Raw genomic sequence first — 20,445 nt, forward strand, 5'->3', positions numbered from 1 at the left:
AATATTTCTAATATTCTTTATTTTGGTACTACTGCTGAGAATACTGTTTGAACGGTATTCTCCTTATTTTTTAAAAATCATTTGCGGAATCTCTGAGTAATAGGGGGAATTTATTATGTCAAAAGAGTTAAATATTGAGGTTTATTCTAAAGATTGGTGTCCATATTGTAAAAAAGCTAAAGCTTTTTTAAAAAGTAAAGGCTTAAATTTTACAGAGATTGATATTAATCAGGGGGATAATTATGAGGTTATGCAGGAGAGAACAGGGAACAAAACTGTACCTCAAATTATCATTAACAATCAGAGTCTGGGTGGTTATGACGATATTATTAATTTAGAAAAAAATGGGGAGTTTAATCCACTAATTGGACGAGAAGTAAAAGACCATTCAGCTAAAGAATGGGAACTAATTATCTTAGGGGCAGGACCGGCTGCTTTAAATGCAGCTTTATATGCTGTCCGCAAAGGAATTGATCTGCTGCTTTTAACAAAGGATATTGGGGGCCAGGTAATTAATACCAGTGAAATTGATAATTATCTCGGCAAAGCAGAAACAACCGGGGCTCAATTGATTTATGATTTCTGGGATCATATTGCTAAATATGATGTGAAAACAGCAATTGGAGAAGAAGCTGTAGAAATTGGAAGCCGGAATGGAAAAAAGGTAATTAAAACTGATAATAATAAAGAATATGTAACTGAGTCAGTAATAATGGCCACTGGCGCTCAAAAAAGACACCTGGGTCTGAAACAGGAATATGTTTTAAGTGGAAAGGGTGTTCATTACTGTGCCAGCTGTGATGCTTTTCTCTACAAAGGTCAGCCAACAGCTGTAGTAGGTGGTGGAAATTCAGGTCTGGAAGCTGCAATTGATCTGGCCAATATTGACTGTCAGGTAGATTTGATTGAAATCCAGGATAAACTGATGGGAGATGAGTATCTGCAGGAGAGAGTAAAAAATAGTGAAAATATTACTGTCCACACCTCAACTAAAGTCAGTCAGATTAAGGGAGAAGATAAATTAGAATCGGTGGTAATCGAAAATGTTAAAGATCAATCTACAAAAGAACTGAATGTTGACGGTTTATTTATTGAAATTGGTCTGATTGCAAACAGTGATTTTGTTAAAGAGCTGGTAGAAACAAATGAAGCTAAAGAAATTATTATTAACGCTAAAAATGAAACAGGAGTTGAAGGAATCTGGGCGGCTGGAGATGTAACCAACATTATTGATAAACAGATTATTACCTCAGCTGCTGAAGGTGCAAAAGCTGCCTTAAGAGTTAATCAGTATTTAGGTTAATAAATGACGTTTGAAGAATTTAATAAAGAGTATTAGTAAAAAAATGTAGCAAGAAGGGCCATTTCTAATAAATAGAGATGGCTCTCACTATTTCAACAAAAGAAATTTGCCAGATATTATAATACTATGTATAATATAAACAAATGGAGGTGTTTATTATGGCTGCAGAAAAAATACAGAAGCATATCTATATTTCAGGTAGAGTTCAGGGAGTAGGATTTAGAGCTTTTATTCGTGAACAGGCAGCTGTTTTAGATATAAAGGGCTGGGCTAAGAATCTGGCAGATGGTAGAGTTGAAGTTGTGATTCAGGGTCAAAAGAATAATATCAAACAGATGATCTCAAAATTAAAAGAAGGTCCTTCATTTGCACGAGTAGATGATTTCGAAATTAATGATGAACAAGTTGATGATTATAATGATTTTGAAATAAGATTTTAATTCATTTTAATAATAAAAAAATTGTCTTTACTGCTAAATTCATCTTTAATTAATAAAAAAGATTAAGAGGTGATCAAAATGGCAAAAGCCTTACTGGCTGTTGATCTGCAGAATGATTTTTACGAAGAGGGTGCACTGGCAGTTCCAGATGCATCTCAAATTAATGATAAAGTTAATCAGCTGCTGGAGTCAGACCAATATAAGGTAATTGTTGGTTCTCAGGACTGGCATCCAGATTCTCATTTGAGTTTTGCTTCCAATCATAATCAGGAACCTTTTACCGAATATAGTGATCAGCAGGGTCTGGGACCTGTATTATGGCCTGATCACTGTGTACAGCAGAGTGATGGAGCAAAATTCAATCCGGAAATTAAGACTGTAAATTTTGATTATATACTGCGCAAAGGAACAGATAAAAAAGTTGACAGTTATTCTGCTTTTCAGGATAATGACGGTACAGAACTCGGACTGGCAGGACTGCTAAAATCGTTGAAGATTGAGGAAATAGATATCGTAGGCCTGGCTTTTGATGTCTGTGTTAAATATACAGCTCAGGATAGTGCAAAAAATGGTTTTAAAACTAATGTTATTTTAGAAGCTACAAAAGCTGTAAATCCAGATGATGTGGAGCAGGTTAAGTCAGATTTGAAGAATATTGGAGTCAACTTTAAATAAGTTTTATTAAATTAATCATTTTTCAGCCTAGATATCTAAATTGTAATTTAATTAGAAGCTAAATAACTGTTGGAGAATAAAAGGAGAGAATGTCTTTGGATAAAATAGAAATTATGGCGACCAGCACCTTTGGTATGGAAGCCCTGGTAAAAAAAGAAATTAATGATTTAGGTTATGAAATCACAGAAGTTAAAAATGGCAGAATCACATTTTTAGGGGATCTGCAGGCAATTGCAGAAGCAAATCTCTGGCTCAGAACTGCCGAAAGAGTTTTAGTTAAGATTGGAGATTTTAAAGCCCGAGATTTTGATGAACTTTACGATGGGGTTAAGAATTTAGACTGGCCGCAGTGGCTGCCCGAAGATGCAGAATTTCCGGTTAGTGCTAAATCAATAGACTCTCAGTTGAATAGTGTGCCGACCTGTCAGTCTGTAACAAAAAAGGCAGTTGTGGATAGAATGAAAGAGGAGTATGGAATTGAGTGGTTTAATGAAGATGGCCCACTTTATCCAATTGAGCTTGCTTTATATAAAGATAGAGCAATTTTGACTATCGATAGTTCCGGGGCTGGACTTCATAAAAGAGGTTACAGGGAACTCTCAGTTACTGCACCAATCCAGGAAACTATAGCAGCTGGAATGGTTTATTTAAGCCGCTGGGATAAAGACAGAATTTTAATTGATCCTTTCTGTGGTTCCGGAACTATTTTAATTGAGGCAGCAATGATGGCCAAAAATCAGGCACCTGGCTTAAAAAGAAAGTTTAATTCCGAAAAATGGCCTATATTTCAGGACTTTGAATGGCCCCGGGCCAGAGTAGAGGCCAAAAAGGCTAAAAAAATTAATGTAGAGCCACGTCTGATTATGGGTTATGATCAGGATCCGGAGGTAATTAGTATTGCCCGCTATCATGCTCAACAGGCTGGTGTAGAAGATATTATTCACTTTCAGGAACAGGAATTCAGGGATTTTTCAACCAACCGTAAATATGGTTATATAATAACCAATCCACCCTATGGAGAACGAATGGGTGAAAAAGAAGAAGTAGAAGAGTTATATAGAGAGATGGGGCAAAAGTTTTTAGAACTTGAGACCTGGTCTTACTATATTATTACCTCACATTCAAAATTTGAAAAGCTCTTTGGTAAAGAGGCCAGTAAAAGGCGAAAATTATATAATGGTGGAGTAGAAACTCAGTTTTATCAGTACTATGGCCCCTGGCCGCCAAAGAATTGAGGGAGTTAAAGTGCTTAAATTCAGAAAGTATTCCCCATATCTTGCCGGGTTAGTCTTTAGTTCTATATTTGGCTTTTCGTTTTTATTTACCAAGGAGGGACTGGAGCTGATGTCTCCATTCCACTTACTTGGTTTTCGTTTTGCAGTTGCCTTTCTCTGCTTGAGTATTTTGAAATTTACTGGTATAATAAAAATCAATTTGAAAGGTAAAAATCTAAAAAAGTTATTTCTTTTAGCTTTATTTCAGCCCGGTATTTACTTTATTTGTGAGACTACAGGTATGTTATATACAACCTCTTCTGAGGCCGGGATGATGATTGCTTTAATCCCAGTAGCAGTTACCATACTTGCTGCTTTAATTTTAAATGAAAAGCCTACTTTTATTCAGAGTATCTTTGTAGCTTTATCAGTAGGGGGAGCCTTTTTCATTATTATTAATCGAGGTGCAAGTCCGATTGCCGGTAATTTTATTGGTTTAATTTTACTGGGAGGAGCTGTTATTGCAGCTGGTTTTTATAATATAATATCCAGACAGCTTTCTTTAGAGTTCAAACCAGTAGAGATTACATATGTGATGATGGGCTTTGGAGCTTTACTTTTTAATATGATAGCAATTTATAGAAAAAACTTTGCCTTTGGCAGTTATTTAAATTTATTAACAAATACAGATGTCTTACTTACAGTTGGTTATTTAGGAATTTTTTCTTCAGTGGTAGCTTTTTTTATGATGAATTATACTCTTTCTAAAATTACCGCAGCCGAATCAGCTGTATTTGCAAACTTAACTACAGTTGTTTCTATAATCGCGGGGGTTGTATTTAGAGATGAGCCGTTTTTTAAATTTCAAGTAGTTGGAGCAGTATTAATTATAATCGGTGTCTGGGGAACAAATTACTTTGGACGCCCTGTAGTAGAGAAAGGAGAAGAAATTTATGAAAAAGTATAATGTAGCAGTAGTAGGGGCAACAGGTCTAGTAGGTAGAGAAATGCTTAAAACATTAAGTCAGAGGGATTTTCCTATTGGTCAGCTTAAGCTGATTGCTTCTGAGCGTTCAGAAGGCAAAAAAATTCAATTTGAAGATAGAGAGTTAACCGTGGAGTCTGTAAAAGAAGATACCTTTGAGGGAATAGATATTGCCTTATTTTCTGCAGGTAGTGGAGTTTCGAAAGATGTAGCACCACAGGTTAAAGAAGCAGGCGGAATAGTTATTGATAACAGTAATGCTTTTAGAATGGATCCTGATGCTCCTTTAGTTGTGCCCGAGGTTAATGGGGAAGATTTAAAAGAACATCAGCAGATTATTGCTAATCCCAACTGTTCAACAATTCAGATGGTAATGCTATTAAAACCCCTGGCTGAAAAATATGGTCTCAAGAGGCTTGTTATTAATACCTATCAGGCAGTTTCGGGAGCAGGTAAAAAAGCAGTTGATGAGTTAATAGAACAGACTGAGGCCTATTTAAATCAAGAAGAAATAAAGAATGAAAACTTTAATCACCAGATTGCCTTTAATGCAATTCCTCAAATTGATGTCTTTCTGGATAATGATTATACCAAAGAAGAGATGAAAATGATCAATGAAACTCACAAAATATTACACTTACCAGATCTGCCGGTTACAGCTACCTGTGTTCGAATACCTGTAATCTTTGGTCATGGTGAATCTTTAAATATTGAATTGAATAAGGAGTTTAGGGTTGAAGCTGTTAAAGAATTATTTGCACAGACTAAAAATGTAGAAGTGGTAGATCAGCCTGCAGAAGAAAAATATCCAATGCAGATTGATACAGAAAATAATGATAATGTTTTAGTAGGGAGAATTAGAAGAGATAATTCTGTGGAAAATGGACTCAATCTCTGGCTGACAGCAAATAATTTACGTAAGGGTGCTGCTTTAAATGCTGTTCAGATAGCTGAATATTTAGTTGAAAATAATTTAGTCTAAAAATTATAAATGCTTAATTCTGCTTGTTTTTTATTTGAATACTATGTATAATAGTATTAACGCTTTAGAACGGGTTTCTTGATTTTTTCGATTTACAGGCAGGATTGAGTTATTTTTTTGTGTTTAGATTTTTAAAGAAAAGTAAATAAGATTTGTAAGAAATTAATTAAGTTTTTGTTTTATAAAAATAAAGGTAAAGAATAAAAGTTTTGTTTTAAAATACTATGGAGGTGTTTTGTTTTTTAAATGAATGACAACAATAAAATAAAAAATGTTTCAATGACTACACTGGGTGGAGTCGGAGAAATCGGAAAGAACATGTGGGTTCTGGAAATTGATGGCGAGATGTTGATAATTGATTCGGGAGTTAAATTTCCAGAAAATGATTTACTTGGAATAGATCTGGTAATTCCTGACTATGATTATGTAATTAAGAATAAGGATAAAATCAATGGAATTGTCTTAACACATGGTCATTTAGATCATATTGGTGGTTTACCTTATCTGTTAAAAGAAATTAATGCTCCTATTTATGGAACTAAATTAACTCTGGGACTTTTAGAAGGAAATCTAAAGGAACACAAATTACTAAAAGATACCAGATTAAAAGTAGTTCACTCAGGTAAGAAATATCAGGTTGGAAATTTTGGAGTGGAGTTTGTACGTGTTAATCACAGTATCGCTGATACCTGTGCTCTGGCAATTGAAACTCCTTTAGGTACTATAGTTTATGCCAGTGACTTTAAGTTTGATCAGACACCAATTGATGGAGAGGTTGCTGATTTTCATAAACTTGCTGAATTAGGAGACAGTGAAGAAGGTGTGCTGGCCCTGTTTTCGGATAGTACCAATGTTGAACGTGAGGGTTATACCCTTTCCGAAAAAGTTGTAGGAGAAACTGTGGATGAAATATTTAGAGATGCCAGAGAAAGAATAATTGTAGCCACCTTTGCTTCAAATATTCATAGAGTTCAGCAGATTGTAGATGCAGCCTTTAAATACAACCGGAAGATTGCTTTTACAGGCCGCAGTATGATCAATAATGTGGATATTGCCCGCAGGCTTGGTTATCTACAGGTTCCTGATGATATGATTGTTGATATTAGAGATTGTTCGGATCTACCTGACAGTAAAGTAGCTTTACTGACAACTGGAAGTCAGGGAGAGCCCTATGCGGCTTTAACCAGAATGGCCCGGGGAGATCATTATCATATTAATATTAAAGATGGAGATACTGTAATGATATCTGCTTCGGCAATACCAGGCAATGAAAAATTAGTCGGTCAGACTATCAACCAACTTTACCGCAGAGGAGCTAATGTAATTTACGAAGATGTTTCAGGTGTTCATGTATCAGGACATGCCAGTCAGGAAGAATTAAAATTAATGCTGAATCTGGTAAAACCAAAATATTTTGTACCTGTTCACGGAGAATACAGACATTTATATAAACATGCCGATCTGGCTGAAAAAAACGGTATTCCACGTGATAATATTTATATTGCTGATGTTGGTGATAGAATCAAATTCAGTGATGAAAAAGTAGAAAAGGATTACAATGTTCAATCTGGAGATGTCTTGATTGATGGACTGGGTATTGGTGATGTAGGAAATATTGTTTTAAGAGATAGAAAATTATTATCTGAAGATGGAATTATTATAGTTGTAGTTACAATTGATAAGCATGGTAATATACTGGTTGGTCCAGATATTATTACCAGAGGATTTGTCTATATCAGAGAATCTGAAGAATTAATTGAGGCTGCAACCAAGAGAGTAGAGGATGCGCTTAAAGACTGTGAAGAAAATAATGTAACGGAATGGTCAGTGCTTAAAAATACTATCCGCAACTCACTCAATAATTATATATATCAAAAAATAAAAAGAAATCCAATGATTTTACCTGTAATTATGGAAGTATAGAAACTAAGCTTAAATTAACCAGCTGTGTAAAAACAGCTGGTTTTAAATTTGAACATATGTTTCAAAGTGTGTTATAATAAAATGAAGGAGGCGAAATTAAAATTGAATAGTTTTCAGGCAGTTTTTTTGGGCTTAATTCAGGGTCTAACAGAATTTATACCGGTCAGCAGTTCCGGTCATTTAGTAATTGCTCAGTATTTTTTAAATATTAAGGAAGATCAGGTATTATTCAATGTTATTTTACATATTGGTACTCTAATCCCGATCTTTATTATTTTCTGGCAGGATATCAGAGATATGATTTTATTTAAAAAAGAAAAAAGGAAAGAAACTTTTTATATTTTACTGGCAATAATTCCGACCGGAGTTATTGGAGTTTTGTTTGAAGACTTTTTCGAAAATTTATTTTCAAATGCATATTTAACAGCATTAATGCTGATTGTGACTGGTTTAATTTTATATGTTACTGAAAAAATCGATGATGGATCCCTGGAAGTAGAAGAACTCAAATTCTGGCAGCCTTTAGTAGTGGGTCTGGCTCAAGGAGGAGCAATTATCCCCGGTATTTCTCGCTCTGGCACTACAATTGCAGCCTCTTTATTTCAGGGGCTAAACAGAGAGGCAGCAGCCAGATTTTCATTTTTAATGTCAATACCGGTAATAGGTGGAGCTGGTTTTTTGCAGTTCTTAAATGTGTTGGAAAGTGGAACTTTTAATCTGGATCTAAAAATTGTGTTTTTAGGATTTTTTTCAGCTGTGATTTCCGGATATTTTGCAATTAAAATTTTATTGAAAGTTCTGGCAGAGAAAAAATTAAATTATTTTAGTTATTACTGCTGGTTAATAGCAGCAGTAGTTATTTTTATTAATCTGACTTAGTCAGAGATTGGCAAAACTTTTACTAATAGTTATCATAGGAGGAGGGGCAGAGATGAGTAAGCAAAAAAATAATCCCAAAATAGAGAAAAGAAAAAATGAAATACTGGGACTCTTTTTAATTACTTTTGCTGCAATCAGTTATTTTGCGATTTTTAGTAATTCTGCAGGTTTATTGGGCAATTATATTAGCAGTGCCTATTATTTTTTAGTGGGAAGCGGCAGTTATATTCTGCCTCTTTTATTTGTTTACTGGGGAATTCAGTTAATTAGATCGAAAAAGATTAACTTATCTGCCAGATTTTTAGGATTACTGCTATCTTTTATTGCAATTATTTCTATTATCAATTTAAATGATGGAGGCAGCTTTTCTCTAAATACTCCTCAGACTGCAGCAGGAGGAATAATTGGAGGAGCTATCAGTTACTTTTTGACAGAATTATTTGCTGTTCATGGTGCCTATATTATCCTGTCGGTTCTTTTATTAACCGGTATTCTTTTATTATTTGATTTATTTTTACATAATATTTTTAGTAAAACCAGGGCTCAGATCTTAGCTTTTAAAGAATGGGTGTTAAATTCAAAAGAAAAAATCACTAGCTTTTTTGGCAGTTTTTCTTTCGGGAGATTTAATATTTTTGCAAAATTTAAGGACAGGAGAGAGGCCAGAAAAGAAAAAAGAAAAACAGAAAAAAATAAAAATCAGACAGCAAAAAATGCTGTTGAAAATAATGTTATTTCTGAAGCTATAGAAAATAAAGTTATCAAAGATAGTTATTCAAATTCCGAAACTGAGAAGACAGCTTCTAAAAAAACTAGTAATCAAACAAAAACTAATAAAGATGAGGCAAAAGAACTCTCAGAAAAGAATGAGAAGAATAAAGAAATAACAGAGGATTTTGACATTACTAAAGATCAATCAAAAAATGTTAAAGATCAGGGGGAAAAACACGGTGACTATACTCTACCTGGTATTTCTTTATTAAATGACTCTGGAAAAAAGAAGGTTAAGCTGGCAAATAAAAGTGAATTATTAGAAGAAACTTTAGGTAGTTTTGGGGTAGAAGCAAAAGTAATTAATGTTAATCATGGTCCTACAATTACCCGTTATGAAGTTCAGCCGGCAACAGGAGTTAAAGTTAGTAAAATTGTAAATTTATCTGATGATATAGCTCTTGCTCTGGCAGCAAAAGATGTCAGGATTGAAGCTCCAATTCCTGGTAAAGCAGCAGTTGGAATCGAGGTGCCCCACGGTAATGATATTACAGTATCTTTTAGAGATGTGATTGTCTCTGAGGAATTTCAGAAAGCGGAAGCTAAACTCACACTGGCTTTAGGAAAAGGAATTGATGGAGATACTGCAGTCTTTAATCTGGCAAAAATGCCGCATTTATTGGTGGCTGGAGCAACCGGTTCTGGAAAAAGTGTCTGTATCAATACTTTAATCAGCAGTATTCTTTATCGAGCTACACCAGAAGAAGTTAAATTACTGCTGGTAGATCCAAAAAAAGTTGAATTGAATATTTATCAGGGCTTACCTCATTTAATTACTCCGGTGGTAACTGATCCTAAAAAGGCTGCTAATGTTTTAAAACTGGTTGTAGAGGAAATGGAAGACCGCTATGACCGTTTTTCCGAAACTGGAAGTCGTGGTATCGATTCCTACAATAAACAGGTGGATGATCCGGAGGATAAGATGCCCTATATAGTTGTAGTTATTGATGAGTTATCTGATTTAATGATGGTTGCTGCTAATGAGGTAGAAGATAATATCTGCCGCCTGGCACAAATGTCAAGAGCAGCAGGGATTCATTTAATTATTGCAACCCAGAGACCATCTGTAGATGTTATAACCGGTTTGATTAAGGCTAATATCCCAAGCAGAATTTCTTTTGCTGTTTCTTCTGCTACTGATTCACGTACAATTTTAGATATGGGTGGGGCGGAAAAACTATTAGGAAAAGGTGATATGCTTTTTGCACCTGTAGGTATGCAGAAACCACAGCGGATACAGGGAGCATTTTTAACAGATCAGGAAATCACTGATATTACTTCTTTTGTTAAAACACAGGCTACAGCAGAATATAAAATAGAAAAAGATGATATTAAAGAAGTAGAGCTCTCAATTGATGATGAGCAGGATGAGTTGTACGAAGAAGCTGTAAAACTTGTGGTTAAATATAGAGCTTCAATTTCTATGCTGCAGAGAAGGCTGCATATTGGGCATTCGAGAGCCGCAAGATTAATTGATACTATGGAAGAAGATGGGATTGTAGGACCTTATGCAGGTAGCAAGCCGCGAGAGGTTTTAGTAGAAGAAGAAAATCTAGAATCAATATTGAATGGTGAATTTGAAGAAAAGGATCAAAATATTGAAACTGAGACCAGTTAAATCTTGACAAAAAAATTGAATTGTGATACTATTTAGTTAGTTGTCAGACAGGTAAGACGTCTGAAGAAAGGAGGGGTGATTGGGAGAGTTGGATATCTTAAAATATGATAAGAGGCCTCTTTATTTAAAAATTAAAGAACATATTGAGAATTTAATTGATCAGGAAATTTATGAGGCGGGTGATAAACTTCCTTCTGAGACTGCTTTTGCTAAAGAACTTGATGTCAGCAGAGCCAGTTTAAGAGAGGCCCTCCGGGTTTTAGAAAAAGAGGGTAAAATTATTAAAAGTCAGGGAGTAGGAACCTTTGTTTCGAAACCACTTCCTCGTTTTAAAAGAGGGATAGAAGAATTGTTTAGTGTAACTGATACAATAAAAAAAGAAGGATTTACCCCGGGAACAATAGGATTAGAAGTTGAGAAAGAAAGAATTGAGAAACAACTTGCTTTAAAAATGAACATTAACGAAGATCAAGAAATACTAAAATTACAGCGTATTAGAACTGCAGATGATAAGCCAGTTGTTTTCTGTATTGATTATTTAAATACAAATATTTTTCCAATTGATATTGATGATGATTTTAGTCATTCTCTTTTTGATTTACTGGAAAATAAATATGATCTTAAAATTAAATACGCAGTAACCAAAATAATTCCAGTTACAGCCAGAGAGAAATTAATGGAGAAATTGAATGTAAAAAAATATAGCCCGATACTACTTTTAGAGCAAATGCATTATGATGATCAGGAAAGATTATTTTTATATTCGAAAAACTATTTTAGAAGTGATCAATTCCAATTTAAAGTTTTAAGAACTAGATAATTTATTTAAAATTTTCAATATAGTTAATTTTGGAACTATTAACTATATTTGAAGTGTTTTATGTTGCAAATATAATATAAAAATGTTATATTATAATTGCAATTCACAAATTTTGGTACCGTTTAAAAAATATAAGAGGGGGTCATTATTTTGAAAAAAGTTATAAGTTTAGCTATTGTTTTTGCTTTTGTGATGATGGTTGTTTTTGCAGCGGTTCCTGCAGCTGCACAGGAAGATGTCAGAGTAGGTATTGTTCTATCTACCGGTGGTCTAGGAGATCTATCGTTTAATGATGCAGCTTACCGAGGTTTGCAGCGAGCTGAAGAAGAACTAGGAATTTCTTTTGATTATATTGAACCCGCAGATCCTTCTGAAGATCAAACAGCCTTACGTCGTTTTGCTTCTCGAGGTTATGATTTAGTTATTGGGGTAGGTTTTCAGATGGCAGATAGTTTAAAAACTGTTGCAGCAGAGTATCCAGATACTAAATTTGCACATGTAGATCAGGCTTTTGAAAATGTTCCAGATAATATCGTTACTTTAAACTTTGCCGAGTGGGAAGGTTCATTCCTGGCTGGAGCATTAGCAGCTTTAACCAGTGAGAGTGGTAATGTAGGATTTGTTGGTGGAGTAGATTTTGCTTTAATCCACCGTTTTGAAGGAGGATTTTATCAGGGAGCAAAATATATTAATCCTGATATAGAAATTCAGAGTATGTATGCTGATGATTTTGGTAATCCTGCAAAAGGTCGGGAAATTGCACTTGGTATGATTGATGATGGTGCAGATGTAATTTATCACGCTGCTGGTGGTACAGGAATGGGAGTTTTCCAGGCAGCTGAAGAAGAAGATATTTATGCAATTGGTGTTGACTCCAACCAGAACTATATTGCACCAGGATATATTATTGCAAGTATGCTTAAACAGGTTGATAAGGCAGTATTTGATACAGTTAAATCTGTTGTAAATAATAATTATCAGGGTGGAAATAATCTGTACTTTACATTAGCAGATGGTGGTGTTGATTTAACCAGCTTAACTAAGGTTGAACAGCCAGTTTTAGATGCCTATGAAAATGGTACAATTACAAAAGAAGAATTAGAAACAATTAGGCAGATGAAGGAAGAAGTTACTGCTCCTTACGCTGATCGAATTGCCAAAATTAAAGAAATGATCATTAATGGTGAAATTAAAGTTAAAAATTGGGGAGAAACTGGCAGACCTGAGAACCTTTAATAATTAGTATAGTTTAAATTTAATTTAAAGGGCTCTGCATATGCAGGGCCCAATTAATTTTTTGTATTATATTTAGGGAGGAATAAAAATGCCCAGGGAAGATAATTATATTTTAGATATGCAGGATATAACTAAAATATTTCCAGGTGTAAAAGCAAATGATAATGTTAACTTATCAATAAAGGGTGGCGAAATTCATGCTCTCGTTGGAGAAAATGGTGCAGGTAAAACAACCTTAATGAATGTTTTATATGGGCTCTATGAGCCAGATGGTGGTCAGATTTTTTATGAAGGAAATGAAGTTGATTTAGATGGACCAGAAGATGCAATTAAGCTAGGAATTGGTATGGTACATCAGCACTTTATGTTAGTTGAACCTTTAACTGTAACTGAAAATATTGTGCTTGGTAGTGAGCCGCGCAGTGGTCTGATGCTAGACCAGAAAACCGCCCAAAAAGATGTTAAAGAAATTTCTGAAAAATATGGTCTTTTTGTAGATCCTGAAGCAAAAATACAGGACATTTCTGTTGGGATGCAGCAGAGAGTTGAAATTATTAAAACTTTATATAGGGGAGCAGAACTTTTAATATTTGATGAACCAACTGCTGTTTTAACTCCTCAGGAAATTGATGAATTATTTGATATTTTTAAATCTTTAAAAGAACAGGGTAAGACTATTATTTTTATTACCCACAAACTAAAAGAAGTTAAAACTATATCTGATAGGATTACTGTTTTAAGAAGTGGAAAAAGCATTGATACAGTAAATACTGAAGATGTAACAAAAGAAGATGTGGCTGAGTTAATGGTTGGACGACAGGTTTTACTGGAAGTTGAAAAAACTGAAGCTAATCCTGGTGAAGAAATATTTAAAATTGAAAATTTAAATGTAAATGATAATCGAGAGCTTCCTGCAGTAAAAGATATATCACTTTCAGTTAAAAAAGGTGAAATTTTAGGAATTGCTGGTGTAGAAGGTAATGGTCAATCTGAACTTATAGAAGCTATAACTGGGCTGCGCAAAATCAAAAGTGGGAAATTTGAGCTGAGGGGTAAAGATATCACCAACTTTAATGCAAGAGAGATAAAAAGAGAAAAAGTAGCTCATATACCAGAAGATAGACAAAAACGTGGTTTAATAATGGATTTTGATCTTAAAGAAAATATTATTTTGGGCTATCATGATCTAGAACCTTTTTCTAGAAATGGAATTATGCAGTATGATAATATAGCTCAATATACAGAGGATTTAATAGAAAAATATGATGTACGTGGTGGAGGAATGGAATCACAAGCCAAGAATTTATCTGGTGGTAATCAGCAGAAGTTAATTGTTGCCCGAGAATTTTCTCATGATCCTGAATTTCTAATTGCTTCTCAACCAACACGTGGAGTTGATGTTGGCTCTATAGAATTTATTCATAATCAAATTATTGATAGAAGAGATGATGGTGCAGGAGTTTTACTGGTTTCTGCAGAACTAAGTGAGGTATTATCTTTAAGTGATCGAATTGCAGTAATTTTTGAAGGAGAAATCGTTGATGTTTTAAAAGCTTCAGAAACAGACGAAAGAGAACTTGGTAAATTAATGACCGGTTCTCAAGCTGAAGCAGGAGGTGAGAGTAATGAATAAATATTCAGATAAAATAAAATCTGTATTAACTGATTTAGGTTTGTCTTTATTATCAATAATAGTCGCATTAATTGTAGGTACTTTATTTATATATCTAACGGATAAATCTCCTTTAGATGCTTATTCTGCATTATACATAGGAGCATTTGGAAGTTTTAGAGCTATAGTAAACACTCTCTGGCGTTCTACCCCTTTAATTTTAACCGGACTGGCTGTTGCTTTACCATTTAGAGCTGGCTTATTTAATATTGGAGCCGAAGGACAGCTTTTAATGGGAGGATTTACCGCTGGAATTGTTGGTTTTTATTTTACTTCTTTGCCTACTATTATCCATCTTCCGTTTGCAATTATTGCTGGAATGTTTGTTGCAGGACTCTGGGGTGGTTTACCGGGAGTTTTAAAGGCTAAATTGGATGTCCACGAAGTTATTGCAACAATTATGTTAAATTATATTGCGATGGCTTTGACTATAAATTATGGTATTAATCTATTTAAAGAAACTGGTCGACCTGCTACACCCAGAATTATGAAGTCAGCGGCAATGTTTAATTTTAATAACATGAATAAATATCCTTTTTTGAAGGATTTACCTTTGTCTGATTTATTTAGTCAACCTGCTATTCGACTTCATCTTAATTTTTTCCTGGCTGTTATAGCAGCTGTTATACTCTGGTATTTGCTCTTTAAAACAACACTTGGTTATGAATTAAGAGCTGTTGGTTTTAATCCTGATGGTGCAGAATATGGTGGTATCAAAGCCAGTAAGAGTATAATTACTGTAATGTTTATTAGTGGCGCGGTTGCTGGTCTGGCTGGAGTTGGAGAAGTTTTAGGAACTCATTTTAGCTTTATGCAGGGGATGGATGCCGGCTATGGTTTTACTGGTATTGCTGTTGCTTTAATCGGACAAACACACCCAATTGGAGTTATCTTGGGTGGTTTATTATTTGGAGCACTGGCACAGGGTGGTCTGGAAATGCAGTTTTCAGGTATTCCGTCTGAAATTGTAATGCTGATTCAGGCTCTAGTAATCTTCTTTGTTGCAGCCCTCCAGGTCTTTAAAGTTTATCTTGCTAAAAGGAAAGCCAAAGGGGGGGTTGAATAATGGAAACATTAACTAAAATATTTTCTCTATCATTAATCCTTGCTAGTTTTCGCTTTGCAACTCCTTTAATTCTTGCTGCTTTAGGTGGTATTTTTTCTGAAAGATCAGGGGTTGTAAATATTGCTTTAGAAGGAATGATGTTATTTGGTGCATTTGCAGCTGTATATGGTAGTGCCAGTACAGGTAATCCCTGGATAGGCGTTTTGTATTCAATGATTGCAGGCTTATCTTTTGCAGCTATTTTAGCACTTGTCTGTGTAACCTTTAAAGCTAATCAGATTGTTGTTGCTACCGGTATTAATATATTTGCTTCTGGAATTACTATCTTCTTACTCCAGGTTTTATTTGGTGTTAAAGGTACTTCACCAATGGTAAATAGATTACCCGCTTTTAGGATATTTGATGTTAGATTTAATCCTATTACCTATATTGCTTTGATCTTAGTTCCAGTAGCATGGTTTATTTTATTTAAAACTCACTGGGGACTGAGAATTCGCTCTGTTGGTGAGCATCCGGCTGCTGCTGATACATTAGGTATCAATGTTAATAAATTGAGATTTATTAGTGTTTTAATCAGTGGTGTATTAGCTGGTTTAGCAGGGGCACATTTATCAATAGGTGATGGTAGTGCTTTTGTTAGAGAAATGTCTGCCGGGCGTGGTTTTATTGCTCTGGCAGCGATGATCTTTGGTAAATGGCATCCTTTTGGTGCATTTGGTGCTGCAATGTTATTTGGCTTTGCAGAGGCAGTTGCAGTAAGAGTAGACTTTGCCTTTATACCTTCAGAATTAATTAGTGCAATACCTTATGTACTTACCTTAGTTGTACTGGCTGGATTCTTCGGTAAATCAACTCCACCTGCAGCTTCTGGAGAGCCTTATTATAAAGGTGAAAAATAGAGGTATTAAATTAAGTAATCATTTAATTAAGGACAGCAATATTGCTGTCCTTAAATTTTTTTGTCCATTTTATAAGCTGTTCAGATAGTATATAAAAGCTCTCTCCATGTTCTACAAGTATTTTTTCTTAATATATACTATATGATCTTTTTATGTAATTTATCTTGAATTTTGATTTATTTAAATAAAATCAAAAAAATATCATAAAATAATTAAATAAATCCTTAAAGTGTGTTATAATAATACATAGTATTTTTAGAAGCTTGAAATTATGAGAAATCTTTATATAAATTTTACTGTGCCATTAAAGGGGGACAATAAATTGGAAGAAAAGGAGCTTGAACTTGGATCACTGCTTAAAAAGTCAAGAAAAGAAAAAGGCTTAAGCCTTGATGATATACAGGAAGAAACAAAAATTAGAAAAAAATATTTAGAAGCAATAGAAGAAAATAATTTTGATGTACTTCCCGGAAAAGTTTATTTAAAAGTTTTTATTAAAGGTTATGCCCGAGAAGTTGGATTAAATTATCAGGAATTACTTAAAAAATATCATGTTTTAAACATTAAAGAAGAAGAGGAAAGCAATTTACAGAAAGATTATTTAAATGGAACTAAAGTACCCACTGGTTCTAAAAATAATAATTTTAAAAAACCTTTTAAGATAGTTTTTATTATTTTATTACTTCTGTTTTTAGGAGCGACTGCTGTTTACACTTTTCAGTATTTTAATAATTCAGAGATTGGAATATTCAATTCAGAGAGCAGCCAGAATGAAAATATAGAAGAACAATCACTACTTTTGGAATTGCCAGAAAAGAAGGATACAGAAGTAGCTTCTGAAAATGGAAATAACAATACAAGTAGAGCAGAAGAATCTGCTGATAATTCTGTTAATATTTCTGATAAATTGGATTCTATTGATAATCAACAATTAACTGATCCTATTGATTCGAGTGTACTTACAGAAGAAAATGCAGAAATTATTGATCAGAACAATTCTAGTGAATCTGAGGAACTTAATTTTGATGACCAAAGTCAAATTAGTGAAATAATTGTGTCAGATGAATTTGATTTACAGCAGGAAGACGAAGTTGATTTTAAAGAATTGAATACGCAAAATGAAGTACCGCTGACTAATGAAGGGCAGAGTACATCTCAAACTTCTGTAACACAGGAAGGTAAGAATACTCGAAATGAAGAACAGGCTTCTATAAAATCATCTAATTTAAATAGCAGCGAAGCAGCTCCAGTAGATGAGGAAACCAAGATTAAGGAAGAAGCAGTTTTAAATAAAAATATTGAAATCTCTGCAAATGATACCGCCTGGGTTACAATAGATGTAGATGGTACTAATGTTTTCAGTGGGATTTTAGAAGCTGGAGATCAGCAGGAATTTGAGGTAGAAGATAGATTATATATAAAAATTGGTAATGGAAGTGCGATAACAGCAGAAATAGCTGGTAAAAGTTATGGTCCCTGGGCTGGAGATGGAGAAATAGCAGAAGTTGAGTTTTTAAATGAAGGTGAAGAAATTAAAATTAATAATCTTAGAAATTAGTTTATTATCGACTTTATTTGACAAAGATACATTTGGACATTAAAAAAACACCCGTTAAAAACGGGTGTTTTAAATATTCATAATGGTGGAGGGGAAAGGATTTGAACCTTTGTAGGCAGCGCCGGCAGATTTACAGTCTGCTCCCTTTAACCACTCGGGCACCCCTCCATGTCAGAAGTTAGAAGTTGGAGACTGGAATTCAGATATCAGATTTAGAATAATTCCTATTCCTGATATCTTACTTCTTAAAATGGTACCCTCAAGGGGATTCGAACCCCTGCCGCCAGGATGAAAACCTGGTGTCCTGGACCCCTAGACGATGAGGGCAAATAGCTTTTTTACAAGCACAATTAACAGTATATATTAACATTATCTGATGGTCAATTAATTATAATGGTGATTATTCACATTTAAAGTTAATTAAGTATTAAATGCTATAATTATTTCGTTATTTCTTAAGCTTAAAGCTTGAGTTAAATATTAATCATATCGGGAAAGAGTGATTATTTATGCAAAAAGATTTTCGAAATGCGGTTCAATTTTCACACTTATTATTAAAAGAAAATATTGAAGTTGGAGACCTGGTTATTGATGCTACAGCAGGAAATGGACATGACACTAAGTATCTAGCAGAATTGGTAGGTGTGGACGGTAAAGTTTTTGCATTTGATATCCAGGAAAAAGCTATTGCTAAGACAAAAGAACTCTTAGAAATGAATGATTTAGCTGACCGAGCTGAATTGATTTTGGACAGTCATGCTGAGATTAATCAATATTTAAGTCAAAAAATCTCAGCAGTAATTTTTAATTTGGGTTATTTACCAGGTGGAAATAAAGAAATTATTACTAAGAGTGAGAGTACTATTGCTGCTTTAAAACAATCAATAGAACTGCTCAAGAAAAATGGTGTTGTTATCTTAGTTATTTACAGCGGCCATTCTGGAGGAGAAGAAGAAAAAAAGGTGCTTCTGGATTTTGCCTCTGCATTAGATTACAAAAAATTTAATGTATTAAATTATGAGTTTTTAAATCAGCCCGGACCACCACCTCAAGTGCTGGCAATAAAAAAAAGAATTTAGAAACATAATACGTTTTTTATTAACTGGATTGAGATCTGGAATATTTAGAATATTTTCAATAAAATTCCTGTTAGTATTTGCTGTAAATCAGGGTATAGTAAAGTATTTTTAAGAAATATGGTATTAAATAGAGCTTAAGTAGAATAATTATAATAACAGGACTTGACCTAACTCTCTAACTCTATTATAATAGTTATTGCTTGATTGAAAAAGGCTTCTTCTTAGGGGAGTAGCTCAACTGGCAGAGTAGTGGACTCCAAATCCATTGGTTGCAGGTTCAATTCCTGTCTCCCCTGCCATTTTTAATTTAATATATGCTGATGTAGCTCAATTGGTAGAGCAGCTCACTTGTAATGAGCAGGTTACCAGTTCAAGTCTGGTCATCAGCTCCATTTTTTATAGGGGAGTAGCTCAACTGGCAGAGTAGTGGACTCCAAATCCATTGGTTGCAGGTTCAATTCCTGTCTCCCCTGCCATTTTTAATTTAATATATGCTGATGTAGCTCAATTGGTAGAGCAGCTCACTTGTAATGAGCAGGTTACCAGTTCAAGTCTGGTCATCAGCTCCATTTTTTATAGGGGAGTAGCTCAACTGGCAGAGTAGTGGACTCCAAATCCATTGGTTGCAGGTTCAATTCCTGTCTCCCCTGCCATTTTTAATTTAATATATGCTGATGTAGCTCAATTGGTAGAGCAGCTCACTTGTAATGAGCAGGTTACCAGTTCAAGTCTGGTCATCAGCTCCACTGAATTTATTAGAAAGTCGATCTCGACTTTCTTTTTTTTATACTTATATATTTAATTGATTATAGATATCTAATCCAGCTGTTAATTTGCGGAGGTAATCTATCAATGTTACAATTAATTGAGGAAGTGATCTAAATGGCAAATAAATACAGGCACAATAAAGTTAAACAGGAACATACAATAATTGAAGATATATTACCCCTGCTAGAAGAGATAGCGCTTTCTAAGCTGGTTAAGAGTATTATTCCGGGCCGGATTAATAGGAGGAAGGGTAGTGGCACCCCTGCCTATATCCAGCTTAAATATAACACTAGAAGTGGGATAAAATTGATTGCAAAAAATAGTTCATCTTTACAGGAAGTATTTGTAGTTACAGATTATCCTGATCAGACAATGGAATATTTAAAAAAATTGGATTATATAAAATAAATATCCATTCATAGTGTAAAATAAGTTTTGGAGATTCATTTTGAAATTATCTAAAAAATTAGAAAGAAGACTCCCTTTTTGATAAAATGTTTTTAGGATAAAAAACAAAGAAAGGGGAGTCTTCTTATGGATAATATTATACAGGAATT

Annotated in this window: 17 protein-coding genes and 8 tRNA genes; 23 read left to right on the plus strand and 2 right to left on the minus strand. The window is 34.2% G+C overall.

Annotation, left to right across the window (positions count from 1 at the left end; all coding sequences use genetic code 11):
• The first annotated feature begins 115 nt into the window (after positions 1-115).
• From DFR79_RS15090 to DFR79_RS15160, 15 genes are all read left to right on the plus strand, one after another.
• On the plus strand, positions 116-1,303 hold the full coding sequence (locus DFR79_RS15090) for an FAD-dependent oxidoreductase (protein WP_133516303.1): 1,188 nt from the start codon (positions 116-118) through the stop codon (positions 1,301-1,303).
• Positions 1,304-1,461: 158 nt separating this feature from the next.
• Positions 1,462-1,743 (plus strand): acylphosphatase, encoded by a 282-nt coding sequence (locus DFR79_RS15095; protein ID WP_133516304.1) that lies wholly within the window; start codon positions 1,462-1,464, stop codon positions 1,741-1,743.
• A 78-nt stretch (positions 1,744-1,821) separates the two neighbouring features.
• Complete coding sequence (gene pncA, locus DFR79_RS15100) at positions 1,822-2,418, plus strand: bifunctional nicotinamidase/pyrazinamidase (RefSeq protein WP_133516305.1); 597 nt, start codon at positions 1,822-1,824, stop codon at positions 2,416-2,418.
• A gap of 95 nt (positions 2,419-2,513) precedes the next feature.
• Positions 2,514-3,653 (plus strand): THUMP domain-containing class I SAM-dependent RNA methyltransferase, encoded by a 1,140-nt coding sequence (locus DFR79_RS15105; protein WP_133516306.1) that lies wholly within the window; start codon positions 2,514-2,516, stop codon positions 3,651-3,653.
• On the plus strand, positions 3,628-4,599 hold the full coding sequence (locus DFR79_RS15110; RefSeq protein ID WP_243727821.1) for a DMT family transporter: 972 nt from the start codon (positions 3,628-3,630) through the stop codon (positions 4,597-4,599). The genes DFR79_RS15105 and DFR79_RS15110 overlap by 26 nt, the downstream gene beginning before the upstream one ends.
• Positions 4,586-5,599: an aspartate-semialdehyde dehydrogenase gene (locus tag DFR79_RS15115; protein WP_133516308.1), complete on the plus strand. Its 1,014-nt coding sequence runs from the start codon at positions 4,586-4,588 to the stop codon at positions 5,597-5,599. Before DFR79_RS15110 ends, DFR79_RS15115 begins: the two co-directional genes overlap by 14 nt.
• A gap of 246 nt (positions 5,600-5,845) precedes the next feature.
• A complete protein-coding gene (locus DFR79_RS15120) occupies positions 5,846-7,522 on the plus strand; it encodes a ribonuclease J (RefSeq protein WP_133516309.1) in 1,677 nt (558 codons plus the stop codon).
• Between the two features lie 102 nt (positions 7,523-7,624).
• Entirely contained in the window at positions 7,625-8,401 is a 777-nt protein-coding gene (locus DFR79_RS15125) for an undecaprenyl-diphosphate phosphatase (protein ID WP_133516310.1), read from the plus strand.
• A gap of 52 nt (positions 8,402-8,453) precedes the next feature.
• Positions 8,454-10,790 (plus strand): FtsK/SpoIIIE family DNA translocase, encoded by a 2,337-nt coding sequence (locus DFR79_RS15130; protein WP_133516311.1) that lies wholly within the window; start codon positions 8,454-8,456, stop codon positions 10,788-10,790.
• 79 nt (positions 10,791-10,869) lie between these two features.
• Positions 10,870-11,610 (plus strand): GntR family transcriptional regulator, encoded by a 741-nt coding sequence (locus DFR79_RS15135; RefSeq protein WP_243727822.1) that lies wholly within the window; start codon positions 10,870-10,872, stop codon positions 11,608-11,610.
• Between the two features lie 150 nt (positions 11,611-11,760).
• Positions 11,761-12,846, plus strand: a complete 1,086-nt coding sequence (locus tag DFR79_RS15140; RefSeq protein ID WP_133516312.1) for a BMP family lipoprotein — start codon at positions 11,761-11,763, stop codon at positions 12,844-12,846.
• Positions 12,847-12,934: 88 nt separating this feature from the next.
• Positions 12,935-14,479 (plus strand): ABC transporter ATP-binding protein, encoded by a 1,545-nt coding sequence (locus tag DFR79_RS15145; protein ID WP_133516313.1) that lies wholly within the window; start codon positions 12,935-12,937, stop codon positions 14,477-14,479.
• Positions 14,472-15,584, plus strand: coding sequence for an ABC transporter permease (locus DFR79_RS15150; protein ID WP_133516314.1), 1,113 nt, complete (start codon positions 14,472-14,474; stop codon positions 15,582-15,584). The genes DFR79_RS15145 and DFR79_RS15150 overlap by 8 nt, the downstream gene beginning before the upstream one ends.
• On the plus strand, positions 15,584-16,483 hold the full coding sequence (locus DFR79_RS15155; RefSeq protein ID WP_133516315.1) for an ABC transporter permease: 900 nt from the start codon (positions 15,584-15,586) through the stop codon (positions 16,481-16,483). Before DFR79_RS15150 ends, DFR79_RS15155 begins: the two co-directional genes overlap by 1 nt.
• A gap of 322 nt (positions 16,484-16,805) precedes the next feature.
• The gene (locus DFR79_RS15160; protein ID WP_166638079.1) at positions 16,806-18,041 is read left to right on the plus strand and encodes a helix-turn-helix domain-containing protein; all 1,236 of its coding nucleotides are present in this window, start codon (positions 16,806-16,808) and stop codon (positions 18,039-18,041) included.
• Positions 18,042-18,124: 83 nt separating this feature from the next.
• Here the strand turns inward: DFR79_RS15160 and DFR79_RS15165 are convergent.
• Together DFR79_RS15165 and DFR79_RS15170 are read right to left on the minus strand one after the other, a co-directional pair.
• Positions 18,125-18,209: transfer RNA gene (locus DFR79_RS15165), tRNA-Tyr, on the minus strand.
• Positions 18,210-18,292: 83 nt separating this feature from the next.
• A tRNA-Glu gene (locus DFR79_RS15170) sits at positions 18,293-18,368 on the minus strand.
• A gap of 182 nt (positions 18,369-18,550) precedes the next feature.
• Between DFR79_RS15170 and DFR79_RS15175 the strand changes: the two genes are divergently transcribed.
• The 8 genes from DFR79_RS15175 to DFR79_RS15210 all read left to right on the plus strand — a co-directional run bounded on the left by DFR79_RS15175 (position 18,551) and on the right by DFR79_RS15210 (position 20,296).
• Complete coding sequence (locus DFR79_RS15175; protein WP_133516317.1) at positions 18,551-19,120, plus strand: class I SAM-dependent methyltransferase; 570 nt, start codon at positions 18,551-18,553, stop codon at positions 19,118-19,120.
• A 223-nt stretch (positions 19,121-19,343) separates the two neighbouring features.
• Positions 19,344-19,419: transfer RNA gene (locus DFR79_RS15180), tRNA-Trp, on the plus strand.
• A gap of 17 nt (positions 19,420-19,436) precedes the next feature.
• A tRNA-Thr gene (locus DFR79_RS15185) sits at positions 19,437-19,512 on the plus strand.
• A gap of 8 nt (positions 19,513-19,520) precedes the next feature.
• Positions 19,521-19,596 (plus strand) — tRNA-Trp (locus tag DFR79_RS15190).
• A 17-nt stretch (positions 19,597-19,613) separates the two neighbouring features.
• Positions 19,614-19,689: transfer RNA gene (locus tag DFR79_RS15195), tRNA-Thr, on the plus strand.
• 8 nt (positions 19,690-19,697) lie between these two features.
• Positions 19,698-19,773: transfer RNA gene (locus DFR79_RS15200), tRNA-Trp, on the plus strand.
• A gap of 17 nt (positions 19,774-19,790) precedes the next feature.
• Positions 19,791-19,866: transfer RNA gene (locus DFR79_RS15205), tRNA-Thr, on the plus strand.
• Between the two features lie 136 nt (positions 19,867-20,002).
• A complete protein-coding gene (locus DFR79_RS15210) occupies positions 20,003-20,296 on the plus strand; it encodes a DUF2103 domain-containing protein (protein WP_111571324.1) in 294 nt (97 codons plus the stop codon).
• Positions 20,297-20,445: the final 149 nt, after the last annotated feature.

It is taken from the genome of Halanaerobium saccharolyticum (genome assembly GCF_004362045.1).
Classification (GTDB): Bacteria; Bacillota; Halanaerobiia; order Halanaerobiales; family Halanaerobiaceae; genus Halanaerobium; species Halanaerobium saccharolyticum_C.